This window comes from Pseudomonas sp. 5Vm1k (assembly GCF_056161485.1).
This window is the reverse complement of the sequence record NZ_JBSPCZ010000018.1, coordinates 83140-106681: the sequence shown is the minus strand read 5'-3', so window position 1 is coordinate 106681 and position 23542 is coordinate 83140. Positions and strand designations below refer to the sequence as shown.

At 61.0% G+C, this 23542-nt stretch carries 14 protein-coding genes and 1 pseudogene; 6 read left to right on the top strand and 9 right to left on the bottom strand.

What is annotated here, in order from left to right; translation table 11 throughout:
- Positions 1-32: 32 nt before the first annotated feature.
- On the top strand, positions 33-2453 hold the full coding sequence (locus tag ACWIKB_RS27515; protein ID WP_475270636.1) for a TonB-dependent siderophore receptor: 2421 nt from the start codon (positions 33-35) through the stop codon (positions 2451-2453).
- A gap of 156 nt (positions 2454-2609) precedes the next feature.
- Here the strand turns inward: ACWIKB_RS27515 and ACWIKB_RS27510 are convergent, their stop codons facing one another.
- Both ACWIKB_RS27510 and ACWIKB_RS27505 read right to left on the bottom strand, forming a co-directional pair.
- Positions 2610-4058 carry a mechanosensitive ion channel domain-containing protein gene (locus tag ACWIKB_RS27510; RefSeq protein ID WP_475270634.1) on the bottom strand — a complete coding sequence of 483 codons (1449 nt, stop codon included), beginning with the start codon at positions 4056-4058 and terminating at the stop codon, positions 2610-2612.
- 204 nt (positions 4059-4262) lie between these two features.
- A complete protein-coding gene (locus ACWIKB_RS27505) occupies positions 4263-5129 on the bottom strand; it encodes a pirin family protein (protein ID WP_475270632.1) in 867 nt (288 codons plus the stop codon).
- 192 nt (positions 5130-5321) lie between these two features.
- On the opposite strand from ACWIKB_RS27505, the gene ACWIKB_RS27500 reads away from it, so the two are divergent.
- Both ACWIKB_RS27500 and dkgB read left to right on the top strand, forming a co-directional pair.
- Entirely contained in the window at positions 5322-5861 is a 540-nt protein-coding gene (locus tag ACWIKB_RS27500) for a PaaI family thioesterase (RefSeq protein ID WP_475270631.1), read from the top strand.
- Between the two features lie 258 nt (positions 5862-6119).
- Positions 6120-6923, top strand: coding sequence for a 2,5-didehydrogluconate reductase DkgB (gene dkgB, locus ACWIKB_RS27495; RefSeq protein WP_475270630.1), 804 nt, complete (start codon positions 6120-6122; stop codon positions 6921-6923).
- Between the two features lie 3 nt (positions 6924-6926).
- On the opposite strand, the gene ACWIKB_RS27490 is transcribed toward dkgB, so the two are convergent.
- The 6 genes and pseudogenes from ACWIKB_RS27490 to ACWIKB_RS27465 form a co-directional block, all read right to left on the bottom strand.
- Positions 6927-10121: a transporter substrate-binding domain-containing protein gene (locus ACWIKB_RS27490; RefSeq protein ID WP_475270660.1), complete on the bottom strand. Its 3195-nt coding sequence runs from the start codon at positions 10119-10121 to the stop codon at positions 6927-6929.
- A gap of 36 nt (positions 10122-10157) precedes the next feature.
- The gene (locus ACWIKB_RS27485) at positions 10158-10778 is read right to left on the bottom strand and encodes a response regulator (RefSeq protein ID WP_475270658.1); all 621 of its coding nucleotides are present in this window, start codon (positions 10776-10778) and stop codon (positions 10158-10160) included.
- A 231-nt stretch (positions 10779-11009) separates the two neighbouring features.
- Positions 11010-11387, bottom strand: a pseudogene (locus ACWIKB_RS27480) (response regulator); the annotation flags it as partial.
- A 241-nt stretch (positions 11388-11628) separates the two neighbouring features.
- A complete protein-coding gene (gene mgtA / locus ACWIKB_RS27475; RefSeq protein ID WP_475270657.1) occupies positions 11629-14334 on the bottom strand; it encodes a magnesium-translocating P-type ATPase in 2706 nt (901 codons plus the stop codon).
- Between the two features lie 503 nt (positions 14335-14837).
- Complete coding sequence (locus ACWIKB_RS27470; protein ID WP_475270629.1) at positions 14838-16175, bottom strand: lysine N(6)-hydroxylase/L-ornithine N(5)-oxygenase family protein; 1338 nt, start codon at positions 16173-16175, stop codon at positions 14838-14840.
- 131 nt (positions 16176-16306) lie between these two features.
- On the bottom strand, positions 16307-16789 hold the full coding sequence (locus tag ACWIKB_RS27465) for a sigma-70 family RNA polymerase sigma factor (RefSeq protein ID WP_475270628.1): 483 nt from the start codon (positions 16787-16789) through the stop codon (positions 16307-16309).
- 320 nt (positions 16790-17109) lie between these two features.
- Here ACWIKB_RS27465 and ACWIKB_RS27460 point away from each other — a divergent pair, with 320 nt between their 5' ends.
- Genes ACWIKB_RS27460 through ACWIKB_RS27450 form a run of 3 tightly spaced genes read left to right on the top strand, consistent with a single transcriptional unit; the run spans position 17110 to position 21658 of the window.
- Positions 17110-18282 carry an efflux RND transporter periplasmic adaptor subunit gene (locus ACWIKB_RS27460; RefSeq protein ID WP_475270626.1) on the top strand — a complete coding sequence of 391 codons (1173 nt, stop codon included), beginning with the start codon at positions 17110-17112 and terminating at the stop codon, positions 18280-18282.
- Positions 18283-20256 (top strand): MacB family efflux pump subunit, encoded by a 1974-nt coding sequence (locus ACWIKB_RS27455; protein ID WP_475270625.1) that lies wholly within the window; start codon positions 18283-18285, stop codon positions 20254-20256. It abuts the gene before it with no gap.
- A gap of 7 nt (positions 20257-20263) precedes the next feature.
- On the top strand, positions 20264-21658 hold the full coding sequence (locus tag ACWIKB_RS27450; RefSeq protein WP_475270624.1) for an efflux transporter outer membrane subunit: 1395 nt from the start codon (positions 20264-20266) through the stop codon (positions 21656-21658).
- Positions 21659-21766: 108 nt separating this feature from the next.
- Here ACWIKB_RS27450 and pvdP read toward each other — a convergent pair whose 3' ends face one another.
- The gene (gene pvdP, locus ACWIKB_RS27445; protein ID WP_475270622.1) at positions 21767-23377 is read right to left on the bottom strand and encodes a pyoverdine maturation tyrosinase PvdP; all 1611 of its coding nucleotides are present in this window, start codon (positions 23375-23377) and stop codon (positions 21767-21769) included.
- Positions 23378-23542: the final 165 nt, after the last annotated feature.

The following is a 23542-nucleotide window of genomic DNA, read 5'->3' as shown; positions in this document are numbered from 1 at the left end:
CTTCAATTCCACGCGCTCGACAGGAACGCCGAATGACTTCAACACCCCTGCACGATTTCCCGCTCAAGGCGTTAAGCCTGAGCGTCGCCCTCGCCTTCACGACGTTGCTGCCGTTCAGCAGTCAGGCCGCCGATGCCGTCAGCGAAAGCGCCAGCCGCAGCGTCAACATCGGGCCGGGGTTGCTCAGCCACACACTGGCGCAATTTGCCGTGAGTGTCGGGGTGCCGCTGTCGTTCGATCCGGCGCAACTGGGTGATCGTCAGAGTCCTGGTTTGCAAGGCAGCTACAGCGTGCAATCGGGCTTCGCGCAGTTGCTTGATGGCAGTGGTTTCGAGCTGATCGCCACGGGCGGCAACGGCTACACGACTGCACCTCGCGTCGCGGCTGGCGGCGCACTGGAACTGGGCGCCACCAGCGTCAGTGCGTTGCGTGACGAGAATGCCGAGACCTACGGCGGAGGCCAGGTCGCCAAAGTCGCGCAGGTCGGCATGTTGGGTAATCAGGCGCTGAAAGACCTGCCCTTCAGCGTCACCAGTTACACCGCCAAGACCATCGCCGACCAGCAAGCGCAAACCGTCGGCGATGTGCTGCTCAATGATGCCTCGGTGCGCCAGTCCGCCGGGTTTGGCAACTTCTCCCAAGTGTTCATGATTCGCGGTTTGCCGCTGGCCTCGGATGACATTTCCTATAACGGCCTGTACGGCGTGTTGCCCCGGCAGATCATCGCTACCGAAGCACTGGAACGGGTCGAGTTGTTCAAGGGCCCGAATGCTTTCATCAACGGCGTGACACCGAGCGGCAGCGGGATCGGCGGCGGGGTCAATCTGCAACCCAAACGTGCCAATGATGTACCGACCCGCAGTGTCACCCTCGATTACAGCGCCGATGGCCGGGTTGGCGGGCATCTAGATTTGGGTCAGCGCTTTGGCGAAGACAACCGCTTCGGCGCGCGGGTCAACCTGCTGCAACGCGAAGGTGACACCGCCGTCGATGATGAAGACCAGCGCTCCTCGCTGATCAGCCTGGGCCTGGACTATCGCGGCGATCGGCTGCGCATCTCCACGGATCTGGGCTACCAGAAACAGGTGATCAACCAGGGCCGTTCGGTGGTGTATGTCGATTCCAGCCTGAAAAAAGTACCCAAGGTGCCGGACGCCAACGCCGGTTATGCGCAGAGCTGGAGCTACTCGCAACTGGAAGACACCTTCGGCATGGCCCGCGCCGAATATGACCTGAGCGATAACTGGACTGCCTACGTGGCCGGCGGCGCCAAGCACACCCGGGAAAACGGCGTTTACTCGTCCCTGACCCTCACCGACCTCAACGGCAACGCCCGTGGCGGCATGCTGTATCCGCCCCACGACGAGGACAACCAAAGCCTGATGGCCGGACTCAACGGCCACTTGAACACCGGCCCGATCAGCCATCAACTCAACCTCGGTCTGGCGGGCATCTGGGGCGAACAGCGCTCGGCCTTCGAAACCATCGGCACCGCCGGGCGCTACAGCACCAACATCTACAACGTCACCGACAAGCCACGGCCACGGGCGACCTCGTTCGGCAGCGACATCCACGACCCGCGCATCGTCGGCAAAAACACCCTGCGCAGTGCGGCGGTCTCCGACACCTTGGGCTTTATCGATGATCGCGTGCTGCTGACCCTCGGCGTGCGGCGCCAGGATTTGAAAGTCGACGGCTGGAGCACCACCACCGGCGCACGCACCTCAAGTTACGAAGAATCGATCACCACGCCGGTCTACGGTTTGGTGATCAAGCCTTGGGAGCATGTGTCGTTCTACGCCAACCGCATCGAAGGCCTGGCGAAAGGCCCGACGCCGCCGACCAGCGCGATCAACCGTGACGAAACTTTCGCCCCGGTACGCAGCAAGCAAATCGAGGCAGGGGTGCGACTGGACATGGACAGCTACGGCGCCAGCCTTGGTGTGTATCGCATCGAACAACCGTCGAGCTACACCCAGGACGGGATTTTTCGGGTCGATGGCCAACAGCAAAACAAAGGGCTTGAACTCAACGTCTATGGCGAACCGCTGGATGGCCTGCGCCTGCTCAGCGGCGCGACCCTGATGAAAACCGAGATTGAAGGCAGCGCGAACGGTGTTAATGACGGCAACCGCGCCGTGGGTGTGCCGCGCTTTCAGTTGAATCTGGGGGCTGACTGGGATGTGCCGGGGATTGAAGGTGCGGCGCTGAGTGCGCGGATGTTGCGTACCGGTGGGCAGTATTTGAATGCGACCAACACCCAGAGCATTCCGGCGTGGAATCGCTTTGATGTGGGTTCGCGGTATGCCTTCAAACTGGATGAGAAGGAAATCACTTTGCGCGCCAATCTGGAGAACGTGGCGAACAAGGCTTATTGGGCTTCGGCGAATGGCGGGTACCTGACCCAGGGGACGCCGCGGACGTTGAAGGTGTCGGCGACTGTGGATTTCTGATTGATCCGGGATTTGTTGTGGGGCGGATATCGCCTTCGCGGGCAAGCCCGCTCCCACAGTAGATCTTCGTCGTACACAAATGTTGTGTCCGCTGGAGATCCACTGTGGGAGCGGGCTTGCTCGCGAAGAGGCCCGCCCAGGCGACACAAACCTTCGCTATCCGTGGTTACGATTACGCAACCACTGCAAAAACCCCTTCTTCTGCGCCACCACCGGTTCGTCCTGGGTCAACGTCCGGGCCTTGTGCAAACGGAAATCCAGTAAGGCTTTCATCGCATCGTTGATGTCGTGACGTGCGTCCAGGCACGGTTTCAGGTAAGCCTTTTCGATGCGGTACAGGGCACAGAAAGTCTTGGCGGTAAACGCGGCGGGCACCGAGGTATCGGACAGAATGCCAGCCTCGCCGATCACCTCGCCCGGCCCCATGCGCCCGGATTCGAACGGTGTGCCGTGGCGGATCAGGGTCACCGAAATCACCCCGGATTCGACGATGAACAAGTGATCGCTGACCTCCCCCGCCGCCAGGATCGTCTCGCCGGCGCGGAAAGTTTGCAGGGTCATGTTCTGGCTGAAGGTTTCTTTCTCTTCCTGGCGCAGGGTCGAGAAAATCGCCGAGCTTTCCAGCAGCGCCCGTGGCCGGGACACGTTGCTCGGCGGGTTGGGCTCCACGCTCGACAGCAGATTGATGCCGGACGCCTGCAAGTGCCGGTACGCCAGGTCGAACAGCAGATTGCGCACCGTGCGCTTCTGGTCCATCGAGACGACGAACCCGCTGATTTCGTATTCCACCCCGGCGCTGCTGGAGCTTTTCAGGGCGACATTCGGTGCCGGGTGATCCAGCAGCAGACGACAACCCTGCATCGCCCGCTCCAGGGCTTCGACCACGGTGTTGGGGCGCGCGTGCGGGCTCAGTTGCAGGCAGATGGACACGCCGAACATGTCGCTCGGCCGACTGAAGTTGATGATCTTGGCCTTCGCCGCGAGGGAGTTGGGAATCACCGCCATGCTGCCCTGGGCGGTCTGCATGCGCGTGGCGCGCCAGTCGATGTCGGTGACCCGGCCTTCGGTGCCGTCGATGGAGATCCAGTCATCGATTTGATAAGGCTTGGTGGTGTTCAGGACGATGCCGGAGAACACGTCGCTGAGGGTACTTTGCAGCGCCAGACCGACGATGATCGCCACCGCGCCGGAGGTGGCGAGTACGCCTTTGACCGGCAGCTCGAGCACGTAGGCCATGGCCGCGATGATCGCGATCAGGAAAATCACCGCGCCGAGCAAATCCTGGAGCAGGCGCCCGGTGTGCCCGACCCGCTGCATCATCACGGCGCCGATCAGCACTGTCAGGGTCCGCGCACCGAACAGCCACCAGCCGATCTGCAATCCAGTGGCGGCCAGATGCAGCGGCACATTGTCGGCCCAAGGCGCCGCCTCTAGCGGGTTCAGGCCTTCGTTGAACAGCAGGACGCTGAACAACGCGAAAATCACCAGCCGCACGACCAGTTTCCAGTTACTGCCATTGGTGCTGATCAACCGCCACAGCCCAAGATCGATCAGGATCAGGGCCAGCGCGGCAAGCAGCGGGTGATCGGTGAGCAGTGACAGCATCAAGCAACTCCAGCAAGGGCCAATGGCGCGAAGATCGCACGGATTGGGCACAGTGTAGGAGGATTTGCGGTCCTGAGAACACCGCAAACAACTGTGGGAGCGGGCTTGCTCGCGAAGGCGGCGTGCCCGTCGACATTGATAGTGACTGACACGACCTCTTCGCGAGCAAGCCCGCTCCCACAGGGTATTGCGGTGTTGCGGGATTTAACTGCTCATGCGCCCAAACCGGCCCGACTGGTAATCGGCAAACGCCTGGTGGATTTCCTGCTCACTGTTCATCACAAACGGGCCGTGACCGACGATGGGTTCGTCAATCGGCTCGCCGCTGAGCAGCAACACCACCGCGTCGTTATTGGCTTCCAGGCTGAGTTGCTGGCCGTCGCGCTCGAACAACGCCAACTGCCCTTCGCGCACCAATTCCAGACCATTGACCTGCACCGTGCCGCGCAGCACCACCAGCGCGGTGTTGCGACCTTCGTGCAAGTCCAGCGTCAGCAACTTGCCGGCATTCAAGCGGATGTCCCAGACATCAATCGGCGTGAAGGTGCGTGACGGGCCAGTATGGCCGTCGAACTCCCCGGCGATCAGGCGCAGGCTGCCGGCGTCGTCCTTGAGCGGGATGTTCGGGATGTCGCGGTCGAGAATCGTCTGGTAGCCGGCGTCAGCCATTTTGTCCTTGGCTGGCAGGTTGACCCACAGCTGCACCATTTCCAGGGTGCCGCCGGTTTTGGCGAAAGCTTCGGAGTGGAATTCCTCGTGGATGATCCCCGAGGCGGCGGTCATCCATTGCACATCGCCCGGCCCGATCGTGCCGCCACCGCCGCTGGAGTCGCGGTGTTGCACTTCGCCGTCGTAGACGATGGTCACGGTTTCAAAACCGCGATGTGGATGCTGGCCAACGCCACGCTGCTCGGTGGTCGGGGTGAATTCGGCGGGACCGGCGTGATCCAGCAGCAGAAACGGACTGATGTGTTTGCCCATCGTGTCGTAGGAAAACAACGTGCGAACCGGAAAACCGTCGCCGACCCAATGGGCCCGTGGACTGGTGTAGATACCGATGATGTTTTTCATCGCGCCTCCGAAATAGGTGGGTGAAGCATGAACCCAGCTTAAATCTGATATCAATTCTGCACTAGACAGCAACAACCAGCCTCAGCGTCCCACCAGTAGAACGATCCAGGTAAACGAGGACTGGCAAGGTTTTTATTTCGGACATAATATTGATGAAAATTACAGCCGTAATATCCGCCTAAGGAATTGACTATGCAAAGCCCTACCCGTGAAGCCACCCTCGCCCAATGGATCGCCCAGGAACAGGCGATACGCGCCCGCCTCGCCGGCCCTGGCAGCCTATCCATGACCGAGGTCAGCGCGCTGTCGCCCACCGAGTTTTTCGAAGGCATCGGCAACGGAGAACTGCCCTCGCCGCCGATTGGCACGTTGATGGATTTCATCCCGATCGAATGGTCGGCCGGGCTGTTCATCTTCCAGGGCACTCCGGATTCGCGGCACTACAACCCGCTGGGCAGCGTGCATGGCGGGTATGCGGCGACTTTGCTGGATTCGTGCATGGGGTGTGCGATTCACACGCAGTTGAAAAAAGGCCAGGGCTACACAACGCTGGATTTGCGCATCAGTTATGTCCGGGCGTTGACCGGTGCCAGTGGACCGGTGCGGGCCGAGGGCAAGATTGTGCATCTGGGGCGCTCGACGGCGCTGGCCGAGGGCCGGATTTATGATGTGGATGGGCGGTTGTATGCGACGGGATCGACGACTTGCATGATTCTTGAGGCGCGAGCGTAAAGCTTTGGACCGAGTCGCGGCCTTCGCGGGCAAGCCTCGCTCCTACAGGATGTGTGTCGTGCCGACATTTCGCGGCAAACCTCAAACCTGTAGGAGCGAGGCTTGCCCGCGAAGAGGCCGGACCAAACACCCACAATCTCACCAACCTGTCCCCATTCATGACTTTGAGTAAACATTGCTTTGCCCAACCAGCGGTTTTTCTCAAGGATACCGGCGCGGATACTCGTGCCCATTCCCACTGCAACCCTGGAGTCATCAATGTCTATTCCCGCATTCGGTCTTGGTACGTTTCGCCTGCAAGGCCAGGTGGTCATCGATTCGGTGAGTACCGGCCTTGAACTGGGCTATCGCGTCATCGACACCGCGCAGATCTACGAGAACGAAGCCGACGTCGGCCAGGCCATCGCCGCCAGCGGCATTCCCCGCCAAGAGCTGTTCATCACCAGCAAGATCTGGGTCGCCAACTTCGCCAAGGATCAACTGATCGCCAGCCTCAAAGAAAGCCTGCGCAACTTGCAGACCGACTACCTGGACCTGACGCTGATCCACTGGCCATCCCCGGAAAACCAGGTGCCGGTGGAAGAGTTCATGGGCGCCCTGCTCGAAGCCAAGCAGCTGGGCCTGACCCGCCAGATCGGCGTGTCCAACTTCACCGTGGACCTGATGAAACAGGCCATTGCCGCCGTCGGCGCCGAGAACATTGCCACCAACCAGATCGAGCTGCACCCGTACCTGCAAAACCGCAAGGTCGTCGAATTCGCGCAAAGCCAGGGCATCCAGATCACTTCCTACATGACCCTGGCCTACGGCGAAGTCCTCAAAGACCCGGTAATCCAGCAGATCGCCGAGCGCCTGCAAGCGACACCGGCCCAAGTCACCCTGGCCTGGGCCATGCAATCGGGTTACGCGGTGATTCCTTCATCGACCAAACGCGCCAACCTGGAAAGCAACCTGCAGGCCGTCAACCTGACCTTGAGCGAGGCCGACATGGCGTTGATCGCTGGCCTGGATCGTGGTCAGCGCCTGACCAGCCCTAAAGGCATCGCCCCGCACTGGGATTGATCATCAGCGCTGCCCGAGGCTTTTATCCAGGCGCGTCATGGTCTGCTGCAAGCACTCGACGGCGACGTCGATCAAGTCCGCCCGGCCTTCGGCGCAGGCCTGTTCCAGTTGCTCGCAACACTCGATCAGGCGCACCGCCCGGACCATGCGCGCACCGCCCTTGATGCGGTGCGCCAGGTCCTGGATATCCTGGCGATTACCCGCCGCGTGCGCCTCAAGCAGGTGTTCGCGGTCCTCGCGGTTGGTCACCGCCAGATCATGCACCAGGCGATCGATCAACGTGCGGTCACTGTCGACGTAGCTTTCCAGACCGCTCAAGTCGATGTGCGCCTCAGGCTGTTCTTCCTGCAGCCTCGGTGATTCACCGGCAAACCTGACCGCCAGCCAGGCACTCAGGTCGCCCAGGCGAATCGGTTTGAACAGGCAGTCATCCATGCCGGCTTCCTGGCAACGCACTATTTCCTCGGGCTGGGCATTGGCGGTAAACCCCAGGATCAGTGTCGCGGGCAACGCATAAGCCCGTTCTTCATCACGAATCGCCATCGCCAGTTCATAACCACTAAGCACCGGCATGTTGCAGTCGGTGATAAGCACGTCCAGCGCCTGTGTGCGCCATTGTGCCAGCCCCTGCGCGCCATCCTCGGCCTCCAGCACCCGGTGCCCCAGATAACTGAGCTGACGCGACAACAACAGTCGATTGGCCGGGTAATCGTCGACCACCAGAATCGTCAATGACCGGGTCGGCAGTGGCAATCCGTCTGACGGTTCCTCGTTGGCCAGTAACGGTTGCAGGGCTGGAAACTCTAGACTGACCTCCACCTGCGTCCCCCAACCCAGCTCACTGTGAAGCTGCAACCGTCCGCCCATCATTTCGCACAAGGAGCGGCTGATCACCAACCCCAATCCAGAACCATTACGGTCCGATTGCGGGTTGTTGTCAGCCTGGACAAACGGACTGAACAGCCGCAGCTGATCGGCGGCGCTGATGCCGATGCCGCTGTCTTCAATCGTCACGGTCACCCTCAAATGACCGGTCGGGCCAGGTTCTACGCTCAGGATCAGGCTCACTTCCCCCTCTTCGGTGAACTTGATGGCATTGCTCAACAGGTTGGACAGTATTTGCTTGAACCGCAGAGGGTCGATCAGCACATCACAGTCGCTGTGCTCATCCAGCTCGACCCGCCAATTCAGCGCTTTCTGCCGCGCCAGGCCTTCGAAAACCCGACACACCGACTCCGTCAGTGCGCGTAAATTGGCCCGTTCCGGCGCCAGGGACAAATGCCCGGACTCGATGCGGGCGATGTCGAGGATATCGCCGATCAACACCAGCAGTTGCTGCGCGGAACTGGACGCCACTTCAATGGCGAAACGGTCGGTAACGCCCTCTTCCGAACGTTTGAGCGCGAGTTCGAGCATGCCGATCAAGGCGTTCATCGGCGTGCGGATTTCATGGCTCATGGTCGCCAGAAACGTGGTTTTCGCCCGGTTGGCATCATCGGCGGCGTCCTTGGCGTCCTGCAATTGCTGCAACCACTGCTGACGCTGGCGAATCTGCCGGCGTTGCCAGGCAATCCAGCCCAGCGCCAGCAACAGCAAGGCACCGGCGGCGGCAAAACCCTGGAGAATGGCTTGCCGATGACGCAGCCAATAACTGTCATCCACCGTTACGTCATTGCTCCAGCGGGCCACCAACTCATCCATTTCCTGGGGCGAGATGCCCAGCAACGCCTTGTTCAGGATCGACTGCAACTCCACCGCACTGCGATCAGTGGCCAGGGTGATGAGTGCCGGTTCATTCCCCACCGTACTGTTGATCTGCAGACGGTCGCCATAGTGCCGGGTAATCAGGTAGCGGGTCAGGATCAGTGAGCTGAGCGCCGCATCCGCTTGCCCCTTTATCACCAGTTCCAGACCCTGGGCCGGACTTTGCACGTCTACCAGCCGAATACCCGGTACCCGCGCGAGAATGAACCCGCGCAGTGGAAGACTGTGATTGATCGCCAAGCGTTTGCCGGCCAGATCATTCAGGGTCTTCGGGCTGCCGGGTGAATTTGTGCTGACCAGCACGAACGGGTTACTCAGATAAGCGCGGGTGAAGCGCACGTCAGCCTCGCGCTCGGTGCTGGGAATAATCACCGGCACCAGATCAATCTCTCCGGCCTTGAGTTGCTGGATCTGCTGATCCAGTGAACGACTGCGTTGCACCTTGAAGGTCAAGCCGCTGCGTTGGCTGATCAAGGTCAGCAGCTGCGCCGTCAGCCCGCTGAACCGGCCCTTGGCATCGAAAAACGTCAGCGGTGCGAAGTCCTCGACGACGCCCACGGTGAGTGTCGGATGCTGCGTCATCCAGCGCCGTTCACTGGCGCTCAAGCGTACGCTTTGCTGACCGGAAAGATTGGCCCGACCGGCGCTCCAGCGCTGCTCGATGGCCGTACGCTGATCCATGGGAATCGCCGCCAGTGCCTGATCGACGATGCCCGACAGGCGCGAATTGCTCCGGGCCAGGGCAAACCCGAAAGGATTGGCGTCCAGCCCCGAGGGCCCGGCCAGGTGAACGTTGTTGAGGTAGTTATTGTTGATCAGGTAATTGGCGCTGATGAAGTCGCCGAGGTACACGTCATCCTGTCCGAACGCTACCGCGCCGAGAGCCTCAAGCGTCGACGGATACAGGTGCAACTTCGCCTCGGGATAGAACGCCTCGACGCTCGACGCCGGCAGATAGTCATCGACCATGGCAATACGCTTGTCGGCCAGATCGTCTGGCATGCGCTCGTCCAGCCGGGTGACCAGCATCGGCTGGTCTTCGGCGTAGGCGCGGGAGCGGATCAGTTCGGGATCGGCCACCTCGAAATTATTCGACGTCCCGAGCAGGTCCAGCTCATCGTGTTTGAGCGCCTGCATCGCTTCCTCGCGAGTGGCGTAACGCAACACCTCGACCTTGACGTGCAGCAGCTGCGCCAACAGATCGGCGTAATCGGCGGTGATGCCTTCCAGTTCATCGTGGTTACGCGTCACCTCGAATGGCGGGTAGTCCGGCCCAGATACACCGAGGTGCAAGACCCGTTTGTTGCGCAGCCATTGCCAGTCGGTTTCGTCCAGCCGGACCTCATAACGCTCCACTGTCGAGCGTCCCAGCAGATGAAGGGGTTGCGGCTCCTCAGCCATCACCGCCGCAGCGTGCAGCACCATGAACAGCATCGGCACGAACAGACAGGTACGCACGGTCTGGCCCCTTCAAATCAGACGATTGCGCAAGCAGAATTCGCGCAGGTGCACCGCCGAATGCACCCTGAGCTTTTCGATCAACCGCGTCTTGTAAGTGCTGACGGTCTTGTGGCTCAGGTGCATGACCACGGCGATCTCTTTATTGCTCGTGCCCCGGGCCAGGTGTTGGCAGATGGTCAGTTCGCGATTGGAGAGTGAGTCGATCATCTGTTTTTCACTGTGCTGCATAGTGTCCAGCAGCACCGAAGGCAATCGGGCGAAATAGGTGTAGCCAGCCATGAGTGCCTGGATCGCTTTGTGTAATTGGTCCAAGTCGTTGCTTTTCGAGACATAGGCCAAGGCCCCCGAACGCATGCAACGCTCCTGAAAAAACAGCGGATCGAGGGAGGTGAAGGCCAGCACTCGACAGGTAAAATCACTGAGTTTGATGCGCTCCAGAACCTCCAGCCCATCGAGGGAGGGCATGACCAGATCCAGCACAAGCAGGTCGGGGGTATGCTCGCGAAGCATCGCCATGACCTCGTTACCGCTGGCCACCTCGTAAATCCGTTTGAAACCCTCCTGTTCAAGGACAATTCTGATGGCGGCGCGTACCACCGGATGATCGTCCGCAATCAGTGCTGACCTCATGGCGCGTTGCTGCGCAAACTGCGCGGACTTCATGGCAACTCCCTCTGCAAAAAAAAGACGATTACGCGACACAAGGCCATGGGACAGTCCGGGATAGGCACGACGGCTGCGCTATGACTTTTGCATGGGTGTGCAGACAAAACTACCTGTCAGATCTGACAGTAGCGACGAACGGTCAATCGATCTTTTGCCGTATGGCGGACTCAGCCCGGGCTGATTGTCCTCGTGCATCGGTGGGTCGATGATTGCCATCAACCGCTGAATACAAGGCAGATCAGGCAGCAGCGCATGACTCACCTGCAATTTCTGCCACTCGCAAAGCGGAATCGCTGGTAACCGGGCCTGCTGACCGTTGAAGACCAGCGCGTGATGAACTTGCGGGTTATCGAGGAGAAATCCTTGCAGGTCCAATGCCCCGCTCGTCAGCGACGCATTGATGACCACCAGGTCGAAAGGCTCGTAACCGTATTCGATGACAGTCAGCATCTGCGCAAGGCTCTGCACCGGCGCCACCCGGTAGTAATCGAGCGCATTGAACAGCCGCTCGATTGTCATCCGGTGAAAATGCTGCTCGTCGGCGATCAGGATACGTAAGGCTTTGTTCGGCATCGTGGCCCCCATGAGAGTGACAAACTCGTGAGGGCGCAAGGCTACGGAACACTTGCTGTTGTTTCTGTAGGACCTTTCCTAAAGTTGGCGATTTCTGTAGGAGCTAGGCTTGCCCGCGAAAGCGGAGTGTCAGCCGGCATGCCTGTTGAATGACACACCGCCTGCGCGAGCAAGCCTCGCTTCTACATTCAGAAGTGGGGCGTCCATGAAGGTATTCCCGCGCAAAACGCGGGAATAATCGTCATTGCCAGCCAAACCGGCGGATATAGAAGCCCTTCACTGCCTGAGTCAGGCCCATGTACGCCAGCAAAATCACCGGCAGGAACACGAAGTACAGCGACGGCAGCGCCTGCAACTTAAAGTAGTGCGCCAGCGGTCCCATCGGCAGGAAGATGCCGACGGCCATGATGATCCCGGTCATGACCATCAATGGCATGGCCGCGCGGCTTTGCAGGAACGGAATCTTCGGCGTGCGGATCATGTGCACGATCAACGTCTGGGTCAGCAACCCCACCACGAACCAGCCGGACTGGAACAGGGTCTGGTGGTCCGGGGTGTTGGCGTCGAACACGTACCACATCAAGGCAAACGTGGTGATGTCGAAGATCGAGCTGATCGGGCCGAAGAACAGCATGAAGCGCCCAACATCAGCCGGTTGCCAGCGCTGGGGTTTTCTCAGCATTTCCTCATCAACGTTATCGAACGGGATGGCGATCTGCGAAATGTCATACAGCAGGTTCTGCACCAGCAGGTGCATCGGCAGCATTGGCAGGAACGGGATGAACGCACTGGCCACCAGCACCGAGAACACGTTGCCGAAGTTCGAGCTGGCGGTCATTTTGATGTACTTGAGCATGTTGGCGAAGGTCCGGCGCCCTTCCAGCACGCCCTCCTCCAGCACCATCAGGCTCTTTTCCAGCAGGATGATATCGGCCGCTTCCTTGGCGATGTCCACCGCGCTGTCCACCGAAATACCGATGTCGGCAGCACGCAGCGCCGGGGCGTCGTTGATGCCGTCGCCCATGAAACCGACCACGTGGCCGTTGCCTTTGAGCAAACGCACAATGCGTTCCTTGTGCGATGGCGTCAGTTTGGCGAAGACGTTGGTGGTTTCCACAGCCACCGCCAGTTCGGCGTCGCTCATGCGCTCGACGTCGTTGCCCATCAGCAGGCCTTGTTGTTCCAGGCCGACTTCGCGGCAGATCTTCGCCGTCACCAGTTCGTTGTCGCCGGTCAGCACCTTCACCGCAATGCCGTGGGCCGCCAACGCGCGCAGGGCCGGCGCGGTGCTTTCCTTGGGCGGATCGAGGAAGGCCACGTAGCCGATCAAGGTCATTTGCTGCTCATCGGCGATGCTGTAGACCGCCTGCTCCTTCGGCGTGTGCCGTGCCGCCACCGCCACCACGCGCAAGCCTTCTTCGTTGAAAGAAGCCGTCACTTCGCGAATCCGCGCCAACAGTTCATCCGTCAATGGCTCATCGTTATCGCCATGACGAACCCGGGTGCAACCGGCGAGGATTTCTTCTACCGCACCTTTGCACACCAGCAAGTGATGAGATTGATCGTGCTCAGCCACCACCACCGACATGCGCCGCCGGGTGAAATCGAACGGCACTTCATCGACCTTGGCGAACGCCGTCGCCACTTCCAGTTCACGGTGCACCTCGACGTGTTGCAGCACCGCCACGTCCAGCAGGTTTTTCAGGCCGGTCTGGTAGTAGCTGTTGAGATACGCCATTTCCAGCACGTCATCGGACTCTTCGCCCCAGACGTCCACATGCCGGGCGAGGAAGATTTTGTCCTGGGTCAGGGTGCCGGTCTTGTCGGTGCACAGCACGTCCATCGCGCCGAAGTTCTGGATCGCGTCCAGGCGTTTGACGATGACTTTCTTGCGCGACAGGAACACCGCGCCCTTGGCCAGGGTCGAGGTGACGATCATCGGCAGCATTTCCGGCGTCAGGCCGACGGCGATGGACAGAGCGAACAGCAGCGCCTGCATCCAGTCGCCTTTGGTGAAACCGTTGATGAACAGCACCAGCGGCGCCATCACGAACATGAAGCGGATCAGCAACCAGCTGACTTTGTTGACCCCGGTCTGAAACGACGTCGGCGCCCGGTCAGTGGCACTGACCCGCTGCGCCAAAGCACCAAAATAGGTGCTGTTGCCGGTGGTCAGGATCACCGCGATGGCCGAACCCGAGACCACGTTAGTGCCCATGAACAGGATGTTGTCCAAGTCCAGCGGGTTGCTGGTGTCGCTGTCCTGCTGGCGGGGGAATTTTTCCACCGGCATCGATTCACCGGTCATCGCGGCCTGGCTGACGAACAGGTCCTTGGCACTGAGCACCCGGCAATCGGCGGGAATCATGTCGCCGGCCGAGAGCACGATCAGGTCGCCGGGCACCAATTGCTTGATTGGCAATTCGATGCGCTGCGCGCCCTGACGCATGACGGTCGCGGTGTTGCTCACCATTGCCTTGAGCGCATCGGCCGCCTGGTTCGACTTGGCTTCCTGCCAGAACCGCAGCAAGGTCGAGAGCACCACCATGGAGAAAATCACCACGGCGGCCTTGATGTCTTCAGTGAACCAGGAGACCACCGCCAACAAGGTCAGCAGCAGGTTGAACGGGTTTTTGTAGCAGTGCCACAGGTGCACCCACCACGGCAGCGGCTGCTCATGCTCGACTTCGTTGAGGCCGAATTGCTCGCGCAGGGCCTCGGCTTCGAGCTCGCTCAAACCATCGCTGTGACTGCCGAGGTTATCCAGCAACTGGCCGGTGTCGCTGTTGGCCGCGGACACCAGGGTTTGCGCCAAGGTGGGCGGTACTTCACGGCTGACCGTGGTGTCGTTGATGCTTTCCAGCAACGCCAGGCGACGGAAGTGCCGGGCGATGTGGCGGGTGCGCAGGAATCCGGCGAAGAATTCCTTGAGCAAGGTCAGGTTCATGGCAGTTGCCCCCAGGGTCAGCCGGGAAACCGTCGAGCAGGCGCGTCGAGTCGCCGCGATGACGACTGGCAAGTCGACCATCACGCACGGTTCAGCGTCGATGAGAGGGACGTCGGGAATCGGGCCGCCACTGGCCACGATCGGGATGCCGCTACTCGCTTTTCAGCAAGGTAACGGCACAAAAAAGCTGCGCGTTAGCTTGCCGAGAAGGTGCCGGTTACTGAAACCGGCCGACTACTGTCACTCGAACAAGTACCCACTGTGGGTCTCCGCTATTGATGAAAACGCGCGAAGCTTACGCCCCGATTTCTGGAGAGTAAACGATGCCGGGACGTGTGCAGGGGGAATCGACGGGTTCTTCAGGAAGGGTTCAGGATTGAGCATTTGTAGTGCTCTTGTGGCCCCTATCGCGAGCAAGCTCGCTCCCACATTTGTCCTGTAAACACAGGTCCATTGTGGGAGCGAGCTTGCTCGCGATGACGGCCTTGCAGACGCTGAAGAACTTAGCTGGCTGTGGCCAACAACAAATCCATCACCGAGCGCGCATGCCCGCGGGATTTGCCATGGTCATACAGCGACCCGGCAATCTCATCGGCGCGGATCGGCAGGATCGACAGCAAGGTGTCGCTCAAGCCGTGGCTGGCCTGGCAGAAGCCCTGCATGTAGATGCCGGCCTTGCAGCGTTCGTCGGTGATCAGTTTGTAGTTACGATCGACTTCGAAGTCGCCCAGGTACTGTTCCAGCGGCGCCAGCAGTTTGCGGTGCATCTGGCGCTCGTAACCGGTGGCCAGCACCACGGCGTCGTAATGCCGAACCGAGACTTCGCCGGTGGCGTTGTTGCGCACTGCCAGTTCGATGCCGCGCTCGGTGGCGGTGGCTTTTTCGATGGTGGTCAGGGTGCGGAACGCGTGACGGGCGATCCCGGAAACCTTCTGGCGATAGAAGATGCCGTAGATGCGTTCGATCAGGTCGATGTCCACCACCGAATAGTTGGTGTTGTGGTACTCGTTGACCAGGCGCTCGCGTTCGCTGCTGGCCTGCTGGAACACCAGGTCGGTGAACTCCGGCGAGAACACTTCGTTGACGAACGGGCTGTCATCCGCCGGTTTCAGGGCCGAGCCGCGCAGGATCATGTCCACTTGCACCGACGGGAAGCTGTCGTTCAAGTCGATGAAAGCCTCCGCCGCGCTCTGCCCGCCGCCGATGATCGCAATGCTCATCGGTTGATTGTTCACGCATGGCTGCTTGGCCATCTGCGCCAGGTACTGGGAGTGGTGGAACACGCGGCTGTCATCCTTGAGCGCCTTGAACGCTTCGGGGATACGCGGAGTGCCGCCAGCGCTGACCACCACCGAACGGGCGGTGCGCACGTGTTGCTGACCTTGCGTGTCACGGGAGATCACGCGCAACGCTTCGACCTGCTGGTTGTGCAGCACCGGCTCGATGGTCAGCACTTCTTCGCCGTAACGGCTTTGCGCTTCAAATTGCCCGGCGACCCAGCGCAGGTAGTCGTTGTACTCCATGCGGCACGGGTAGAAGGTGCCCAGGTTGATGAAGTCCACCAGACGCCCGTGATGCTTGAGGTAATTGACGAACGAGTACGGGCTGGTCGGGTTGCGCAGGGTCACCAGATCCTTGAGGAAGGAAATCTGCAACTCGCTCTGGGTCGACAACGTGTTGCCGTGCCAGCTGTAGGTGGCCTGCTTGTCGAGAAACAGTACATCCAGTTCACCCTGGCTCGGCCCGCGCTCTTGCAGGGCGATGGCCAGTGCCAGGTTCGAAGGGCCGAAACCGATGCCGATCAGGTCGTGAACGATGGGCGATGCAATTGCCTGTGTCATTTCCAGTGTCCTCTGGATGAACCCCTCAACAAGGGGAGGAAGCCTAAGTGACCTGGCCGGCCTTGAGCAGGACAGCAGATCGTCTGTTGAGTAGGAACGAGGACAATGAAAAAAAATTTAGCGAGACAGGATCAATGGGCATCCCATTGCTTGATGCGCACCCGGCAATGCTTCATCGCATTAACGATGTGCTTCTCCACCAGCGCCCGGGAAATCCCCAGGTGTTCGGCGATCTCTGGGTGCGACAGGCCATCGATCTTGCGCAGCAAAAAACTCTCGCGGCACAGCCTTGGCAATTCCGCCAGCGCGCGCTGCAGCATGGCCAGGCGTTGGCCGTGATCGAGGCTGGTGTGCGGCGATGGGGTGAAGTAGCGTTCTTCACTATCGAGCACTTCGAGGGATTCGACCTGACGCAAGGCGTTGCGCCGATGGTCATCGATTACCAGGTTGAGTGCGGTGCGATAAAGGAAGGCCCGAGGCTGCTCGATCGGCGTGTCGCTGGAGCGCTCCAGTACCCGCAGATAAGCGTCATGCACCACATCTTCGGCCACCTGACGGTTGCCCAGCTTGGCGTTCAGGAAACACACCAGCTCGCGATAGTAGTTTTCCAACATGACTCCCGGCCGCACAGGGTGCGGTTTCTGTCCTTGAGCCAGATCCGCGACCGCCAAATGGGCGGCGGCACGATGGTGGCAATTTGAGTCGCGTAATTTATAGTAATTCTCATATAGATTTAAAGTGCTGTTTCGGTTTGCCCGATAAATAGTGCTGCTCTATACCTGTAACTCCGTGTTTCCGCGCTTAAATTCCGCCCTTCCCGCCTCGTTTACAGGACAGCTCCCCGTCTCTGTCGGCCCACCGACAGCGCTCAGCTGTCGCCTTATTGTGTGCGTCATCTGGGTGACGGGCCGAATTCCATTGGCCGGAACCCTGCATGAAACGTCCCCGCACCGCACGACGCGCCCTGCTTGTTGCACTGTGTCTGATCCCCGTTATCGCCGTCGCTGCCTGGCAGATCCTCCCGCCCGGCCGCGACCAGTTCGCCACGGTGCAAGTCATCCGCGGCGACATCGAAAGCAGCGTCACGGCCCTGGGCACTCTGCAACCGCGGCGTTATGTCGATGTCGGCGCCCAGGCGTCGGGGCAGATCCACAAGATCCACGTGGAAGTCGGCGATGTGGTCAAGGAAGGCGATTTGCTGGTGGAAATCGATCCGTCCACCCAGCAGGCCAAACTCGATGCCGGGCGTTTTTCCATCGACAACCTCAAGGCCCAGCTCCAGGAGCAAAAGGCGCAACACGAACTGGCCTGGCAAAAATTCCAGCGCCAGCAAAACCTCGCGGCCGGCGGCGCCACCCGCGCCGAAGACGTGCAAACCGCCCAGGCCGAACTGCGCGCCACCCAGGCCCGTGTCGAGATGTTCCAGGCGCAAATCCGCCAGGCTCAGGCCAGCCTGCGCAGCGATCAGGCCGAACTCGGCTACACGCGCATTTATGCACCGATGAATGGAACGGTGGTTGCCCTCGATGCCCGGGAAGGCCAGACGCTTAATGCCCAGCAGCAGACGCCGTTGATTCTGCGCATCGCCAAACTGTCGCCGATGACGGTCTGGGCCGAGGTCTCGGAAGCGGACATAGGCCACGTCAAACCCGGCATGAACGCCTGGTTCACCACCTTGAGCGGCGGCAACCGGCGCTGGAACAGCACCGTGCGGCAGATCTTGCCGATCCCGCCCAAACCCCTGGACCAGACCAGTCAGGGTGGCGGCAGCCCCGCCAGTTCGAGCAAAAGCGGGACCGGGCGCGTGGTGCTGTACACCGTGTTGCTCGACGTCGATAACGCCGACAACGCCTTGATGGCCGAAATGACCACGCAAGTTTTCTTTGTCTCCGATCAGGCGAAAAACGTTCTTACCGCGCCAATTGCCGCATTGCAGGGCGGCCCACAGGCCGACAGCCAGACTGCGCAAGTCGTCGCAAAAAACGGCGCCATCCAGCAACGGCAGGTGCGCACCGGTATCAGCGATCGCCTGAAAGTGCAGATCCTCGATGGCCTCGACGAAGGCGATCACCTGTTGATCGGCCCGGCTGACGGGAGTGGCGGCTGAATGCAGACACCCCTGATCGACCTGCAGGACATCCGCAAAGCCTATGGCGGCGGCGATGCCCCGGAAGTTCACGTATTGCGCGGCATCGACCTGGCGATTCATGCCGGTGAGTTTGTCGCGATTGTCGGGGCCTCCGGCTCGGGCAAATCGACACTGATGAACATTCTTGGCTGCCTCGACCGACCGACCTCAGGCGAATACCGTTTTGCCGGGGAAAACGTCGCCGGGCTCGACAGCGATGAATTGGCCTGGCTGCGCCGCGAAGCGTTCGGGTTCGTGTTCCAGGGCTATCACCTGATTCCGTCTGGCTCGGCCCAGGAAAACGTCGAGATGCCGGCCATCTACGCAGGCACCCCGGCCGCCGAACGCCACGCCCGTGCCGCCGCCCTGCTCGACCGTCTGGGGCTGGCCACGCGCACCGGCAACCGTCCGCACCAGCTCTCCGGCGGCCAGCAACAACGGGTATCGATTGCCCGCGCCTTGATGAACGGCGGCCACATCATCCTCGCCGACGAACCCACCGGCGCCCTCGACAGCCACAGTGGCGCCGAGGTCATGACCTTGCTCGACGAACTGGCAAGCCAGGGCCACGTGGTGATTCTGATCACCCACGACCGCGAAGTGGCGGCCCGTGCCAAGCGCATCATCGAAATCCGCGACGGCCTGATCATCAGTGACAGCGCCCATGACAACCCCGCCGCACAAACCTCGGCCAACCCCGGCGCGTTGCAAGCGGTGGACCTGCGCAAGCGCCTCAGCGAAGGCGCCGAGGCCACCGGTGCCTGGAAAGGCGAACTGGTCGATGCGGTGCACGCGGCCTGGCGGGTGATGTGGATCAACCGGTTCCGCACCGCCCTCACGCTGCTGGGGATCATCATCGGCGTGGCGTCGGTGGTGGTGATGCTGGCGGTCGGTGAAGGCAGCAAGCGTCAGGTCATGGCGCAGATGGGCGCCTTCGGCTCGAACATTATTTACCTCAGCGGCTCGGCACCGAACCCGCGCACGCCGCCGGGCGTGGTGACGCTGGACGACGTCGCCGCGCTGGCCAGCCTGCCGCAAGTACGGCGGATCATGCCGGTCAATGGCGCGGAGGCCGGGGTGCGTTTCGGCAACGTCGACCACATGAGCTATGTCGGTGGCAATGACACCAATTTCCCGGCGATCTTCAACTGGCCCGTGGTCCAGGGTAGTTACTTCACCGAGGCTGACGAACAAAACGCCGCGGCGGTCGCAGTGATTGGCCACAAGGTGCGCAGCAAATTGCTCAAGGACGTGGCCAACCCCATCGGCCAGTACATCCTGATCGAAAACGTGCCGTTTCAAGTCGTCGGCGTACTCGGCGAAAAAGGCGCCAGCTCCGGCGATTCCGACAGCGACAACCGCATCGCCATTCCGTATTCGGCAGCCAGTGTCCGGCTATTCGGCACCCACAATCCGGAGTACGTGGCGATCGCCGCGGCTGATGCGCGCAAGGTCAAGGAAGCGGAAACCGCGATCAAGCAATTGATGCTGCGCCTGCACAACGGCAAGCAGGATTTCGAATTGACCAACAACGCCGCAATGATCCAGGCCGAGGCCCGGACCCAGAACACCCTGTCGCTGATGCTCGGCTCGATTGCTGCGATCTCGCTGCTGGTGGGCGGTATCGGCGTGATGAACATCATGCTCATGACCGTGCGCGAACGCACCCGCGAGATCGGTATCCGCATGGCTACCGGCGCCCGTCAACGCGACATCCTGCGCCAGTTCCTCACCGAAGCGGTGATGCTCTCGGTGGTCGGCGGCCTGGCCGGGATTGCCCTGGCGCTGATCGTCGGCGGTGTGCTGGTACTCAGCGAAGTCGCCGTCGCATTTTCCTTGATGGCGGTGCTTGGTGCCTTCGGCTGCGCCCTTGTTACCGGTGTTGTCTTCGGCTTCATGCCGGCCCGCAAAGCTGCCCGGCTCGACCCGGTCACGGCCCTTACCAGTGAATGATCGACCTATGAAGCCGCCATTGAGCCTGTTAACCCTCTGCCTGCTGCTCAGCGCCTGCAGCAGCCCTGCCCCGCGCCCGGACAGCGGGCTTGCACCGCCTGCGTCCTGGCAATCACCGCACAGTGAAAGCGCCACGGTTAATAACCGGCAATGGTGGACGCAGTTCGGCAGTCCACAACTGGATCGCCTGATCGAACAGGCGCGAGTCGGCAGTTTTGACCTGGCAGCCGCCGTCGCCCGGGTGCAGCAGGCCCAGGCCGGGACGGTGATTGCCGGTGGTTCGCAACTGCCGGAGATTAAAGCGGCGGGGAATGCCAATCGGCAAAAACTGCTGCGGGGCAATGGCTACAGTCAGCTCGATGCCGACAGCAGCAATGAGGCAGTGGACTATTTCGATGCCAACCTCAGTGCGAGTTATGAGATCGATTTCTGGGGCGGCAAACGCGCGTCCCGGGACAGCGCGCAACTGGGCTTGAAAGCCAGCGAGTTCGATCAAGCCACGGTGGAGCTGACCTTGCTCAGCGGCGTGGCCAACAGTTATGCGCAAACCTTGTCGCTGCGAGAGCAAAGTCGTATCGCCGGGTTGAACCTGGCCAATGCGCAAAACGTCTTGAAGCTGGTGCAGACCCGTTTTGATTCGGGCTCGGCCACGGCACTGGAACTGGCCCAGCAGAAAAGCCTGGTGGCCGCCCAGCAACGGCAATTGCCGCTGGTGCAGCAACAAGCCCAGGACGCCTTGATCAGCCTCGCCGCCCTCCTCGGCCGGCCGGTTCAGCAACTGGCCCTGAATCAGGAAACGTTCGATGGACTGCAATGGCCGAGCATCTGCGCCGGCCTGCCCAGCGAACTGCTGAGCCGCCGCCCGGACATTGCCCGCGCCGAAGCGCAACTGGCGGCGGCCCAGGCTGACGTCACCGTTGCCCGCGCGGCGATGCTGCCGACCCTCACCTTGAGCGCCAACATCGGTTCAGGCGCCAACAGCTTCTCCGACATCATGCGCAGCCCGTTCTACAACCTCACCGCCGGGCTGGCCGCCCCCATCTTCAACAACGGCCGCCTCGGCGCCGAGCGCGATAAGGCCACGGCGCGTCAGGAAGAACTGCTGGAGATCTATCGCGGCGCGATCATCAATGGCTTCGCCGACGTCGAAAAAGCCCTCAACAGCATTCGTGGGCTGGATGAACAGCGGCAGTGGCAAAGCGAGGAACTCAACCAGGCGCAGACCGCGTTCAACATCGCCCAAAGCCGCTACCAGGCTGGCGCCGAGGATTTGCTGACCGTACTGGAGACCCAACGCACGCTGTACGCGGCGCAGGATTTGAATGTGCAGCTGAGGTTATCGAGGTTGCAGGCCAGTATTGCGTTGTACAAGGCGTTGGGGGGCGGGTGGCAGAAACTCTGAAGATCAAGAGATCGCAGCCTTCGGCTGCTCCTACAGGTTATGTGTTGTGCCCAAAATATGCGGCAAACATAACCTGGTAGGAGCTGCCGAAGGCTGCGATCTTTTGCTCTAGACCTTGGCCTTCAGATTGCGCGCATACCACGGCCGCTTCGGCACGCGGCGGAACAGGTCGGCAAGTTTCTTTTCGTCCTCGCCAAAGGTGATGCGCAGCGCCAGCTTCATGGTTTCCGGGTCCATTTCCACTGACTTGCCGGCCTGCAACCCCGGCGTGGTGCTGCAGCCGTGAGTGGTCGGGCCCAGCCATGGGTCATCGACCTCGACCCAGCGCCCCGGAGCAAACCAGTGCACGCCGTTGACTTGCAGACGACTGACTTCACCCGGATGAAAACGCTCATGGGCGCGGAACCAGTCTTCGACCCGATCATCGATCCAGCCGTGGAAATGCCAGAACACCGGATTGACGTGGGACGAAAACGGATCACCGAGAAAGTCGTTTTCCGGGGCAAACCAGCGCGCGGCAAAGTCGTCCAGGTCCCGGGCGAGTGGCACCGGCGCGCCATTCGAAGGGTCGCGCGGCACCGAGGCCCAGCGCATGTGCAGCCAGTCGTGCAGGCCCAGCTCCACCTCGGAACCGAACTGCCCCAAGGTTAACTTCGACAGGTACTGCGGATCGCGGTATTGCGATTCCCAGACCTGGAAATTGGTTTGATAGGTCTCGGCGGTCTTGAGATCGGCAACCCACTGGGTGTACTCGTCATCGCCTTCGGCCAGCCAGGTCGGCGGCAGCGCCGTACCGTCGTGGTTATCGAAATAGCGGGCGAAACCGGCGCGGTCACGCACCAGTTCCGGCTGTGGCAGCGGGAAGTACTGCCAGGACGGCAAGTCCTGCATCGAACGCGCCGTGCCAAGCATGTGCCGGTGCATGAAAAAGAAATCGATCCCGGAACCGTTGCGATCCTTGTGTTTGCCCCGGGCATCGCGCTCCTGATCACGGGGGCCGGGCTGCCAGCCGATACCGCGCAGGGCATTGCGCTTGTCCTCGGACAGGGTGTGCCATTTGTCCCGGGAGGCATGCCAGAGCTGGTGAAACAAGCGATGCTCAGGAGACACCAGCCAGGCCAGCAGCGTAGGGTTCAGCGCCGTGCGCTCCCGGGCTTCGGGGAACAGGTGTTTGACGGCGATGAAGCGGTTGTCCTGCATTGGCAAGGCCAATGGGCGATCCAGACGTGAAACCCGGCCACTGAGGGTGCCGCTGCCGGCATTGCCAAACGCGGCCCAGACTTCGTCCAGGCGCATATTGAATTCGTAATCCGTTGCACCACCGGGGCCAACCAGCCGCCAGCTCAGTTGCGCGGCATTGGCGTCGGCCAGGTCGCCGAAGAGCCGGTAACGCGCAGCATCAGCGCTGCGCAAACGCTCGGCGGTGTCGAGAAAACCACTGACCCCGCGGCCCTTGTGGCCAATGTCGATGAACACTTCGAGGCCGTCCCGGGGCAAGCCATCGAGGCCGGCGTCGCTGCCTTCGAAACGAATCGTCCAGACGCCGCGCAAGGCATCCGCCAGTCGCTGACCGGCGACGTCCGCCACATCGAACGACGCCTCACCGGGGGTGATCGTCGGGTCCGGCTTCGTCCATTCGCGATGCCCATAAAAAGCCGCAGGCACGGCGGCGCCGGTCAGCGCCAGGCCCGCCATGAACCATCGTCGAGAAATCGTCATTGCCCTACCTGTGTCAGCCATGAAGCAGGCTTTATCCAAGCTAGAACGTTCGTCCCCTTCATAAATTTATGGTGTTCCCAAAAGATCGCAGCCTTCGGCAGCTCCTACATGGGAATACGTACCCCTGTAGGAGCTGCCGAAGGCTGCGATCTTTTAAGACGCCAC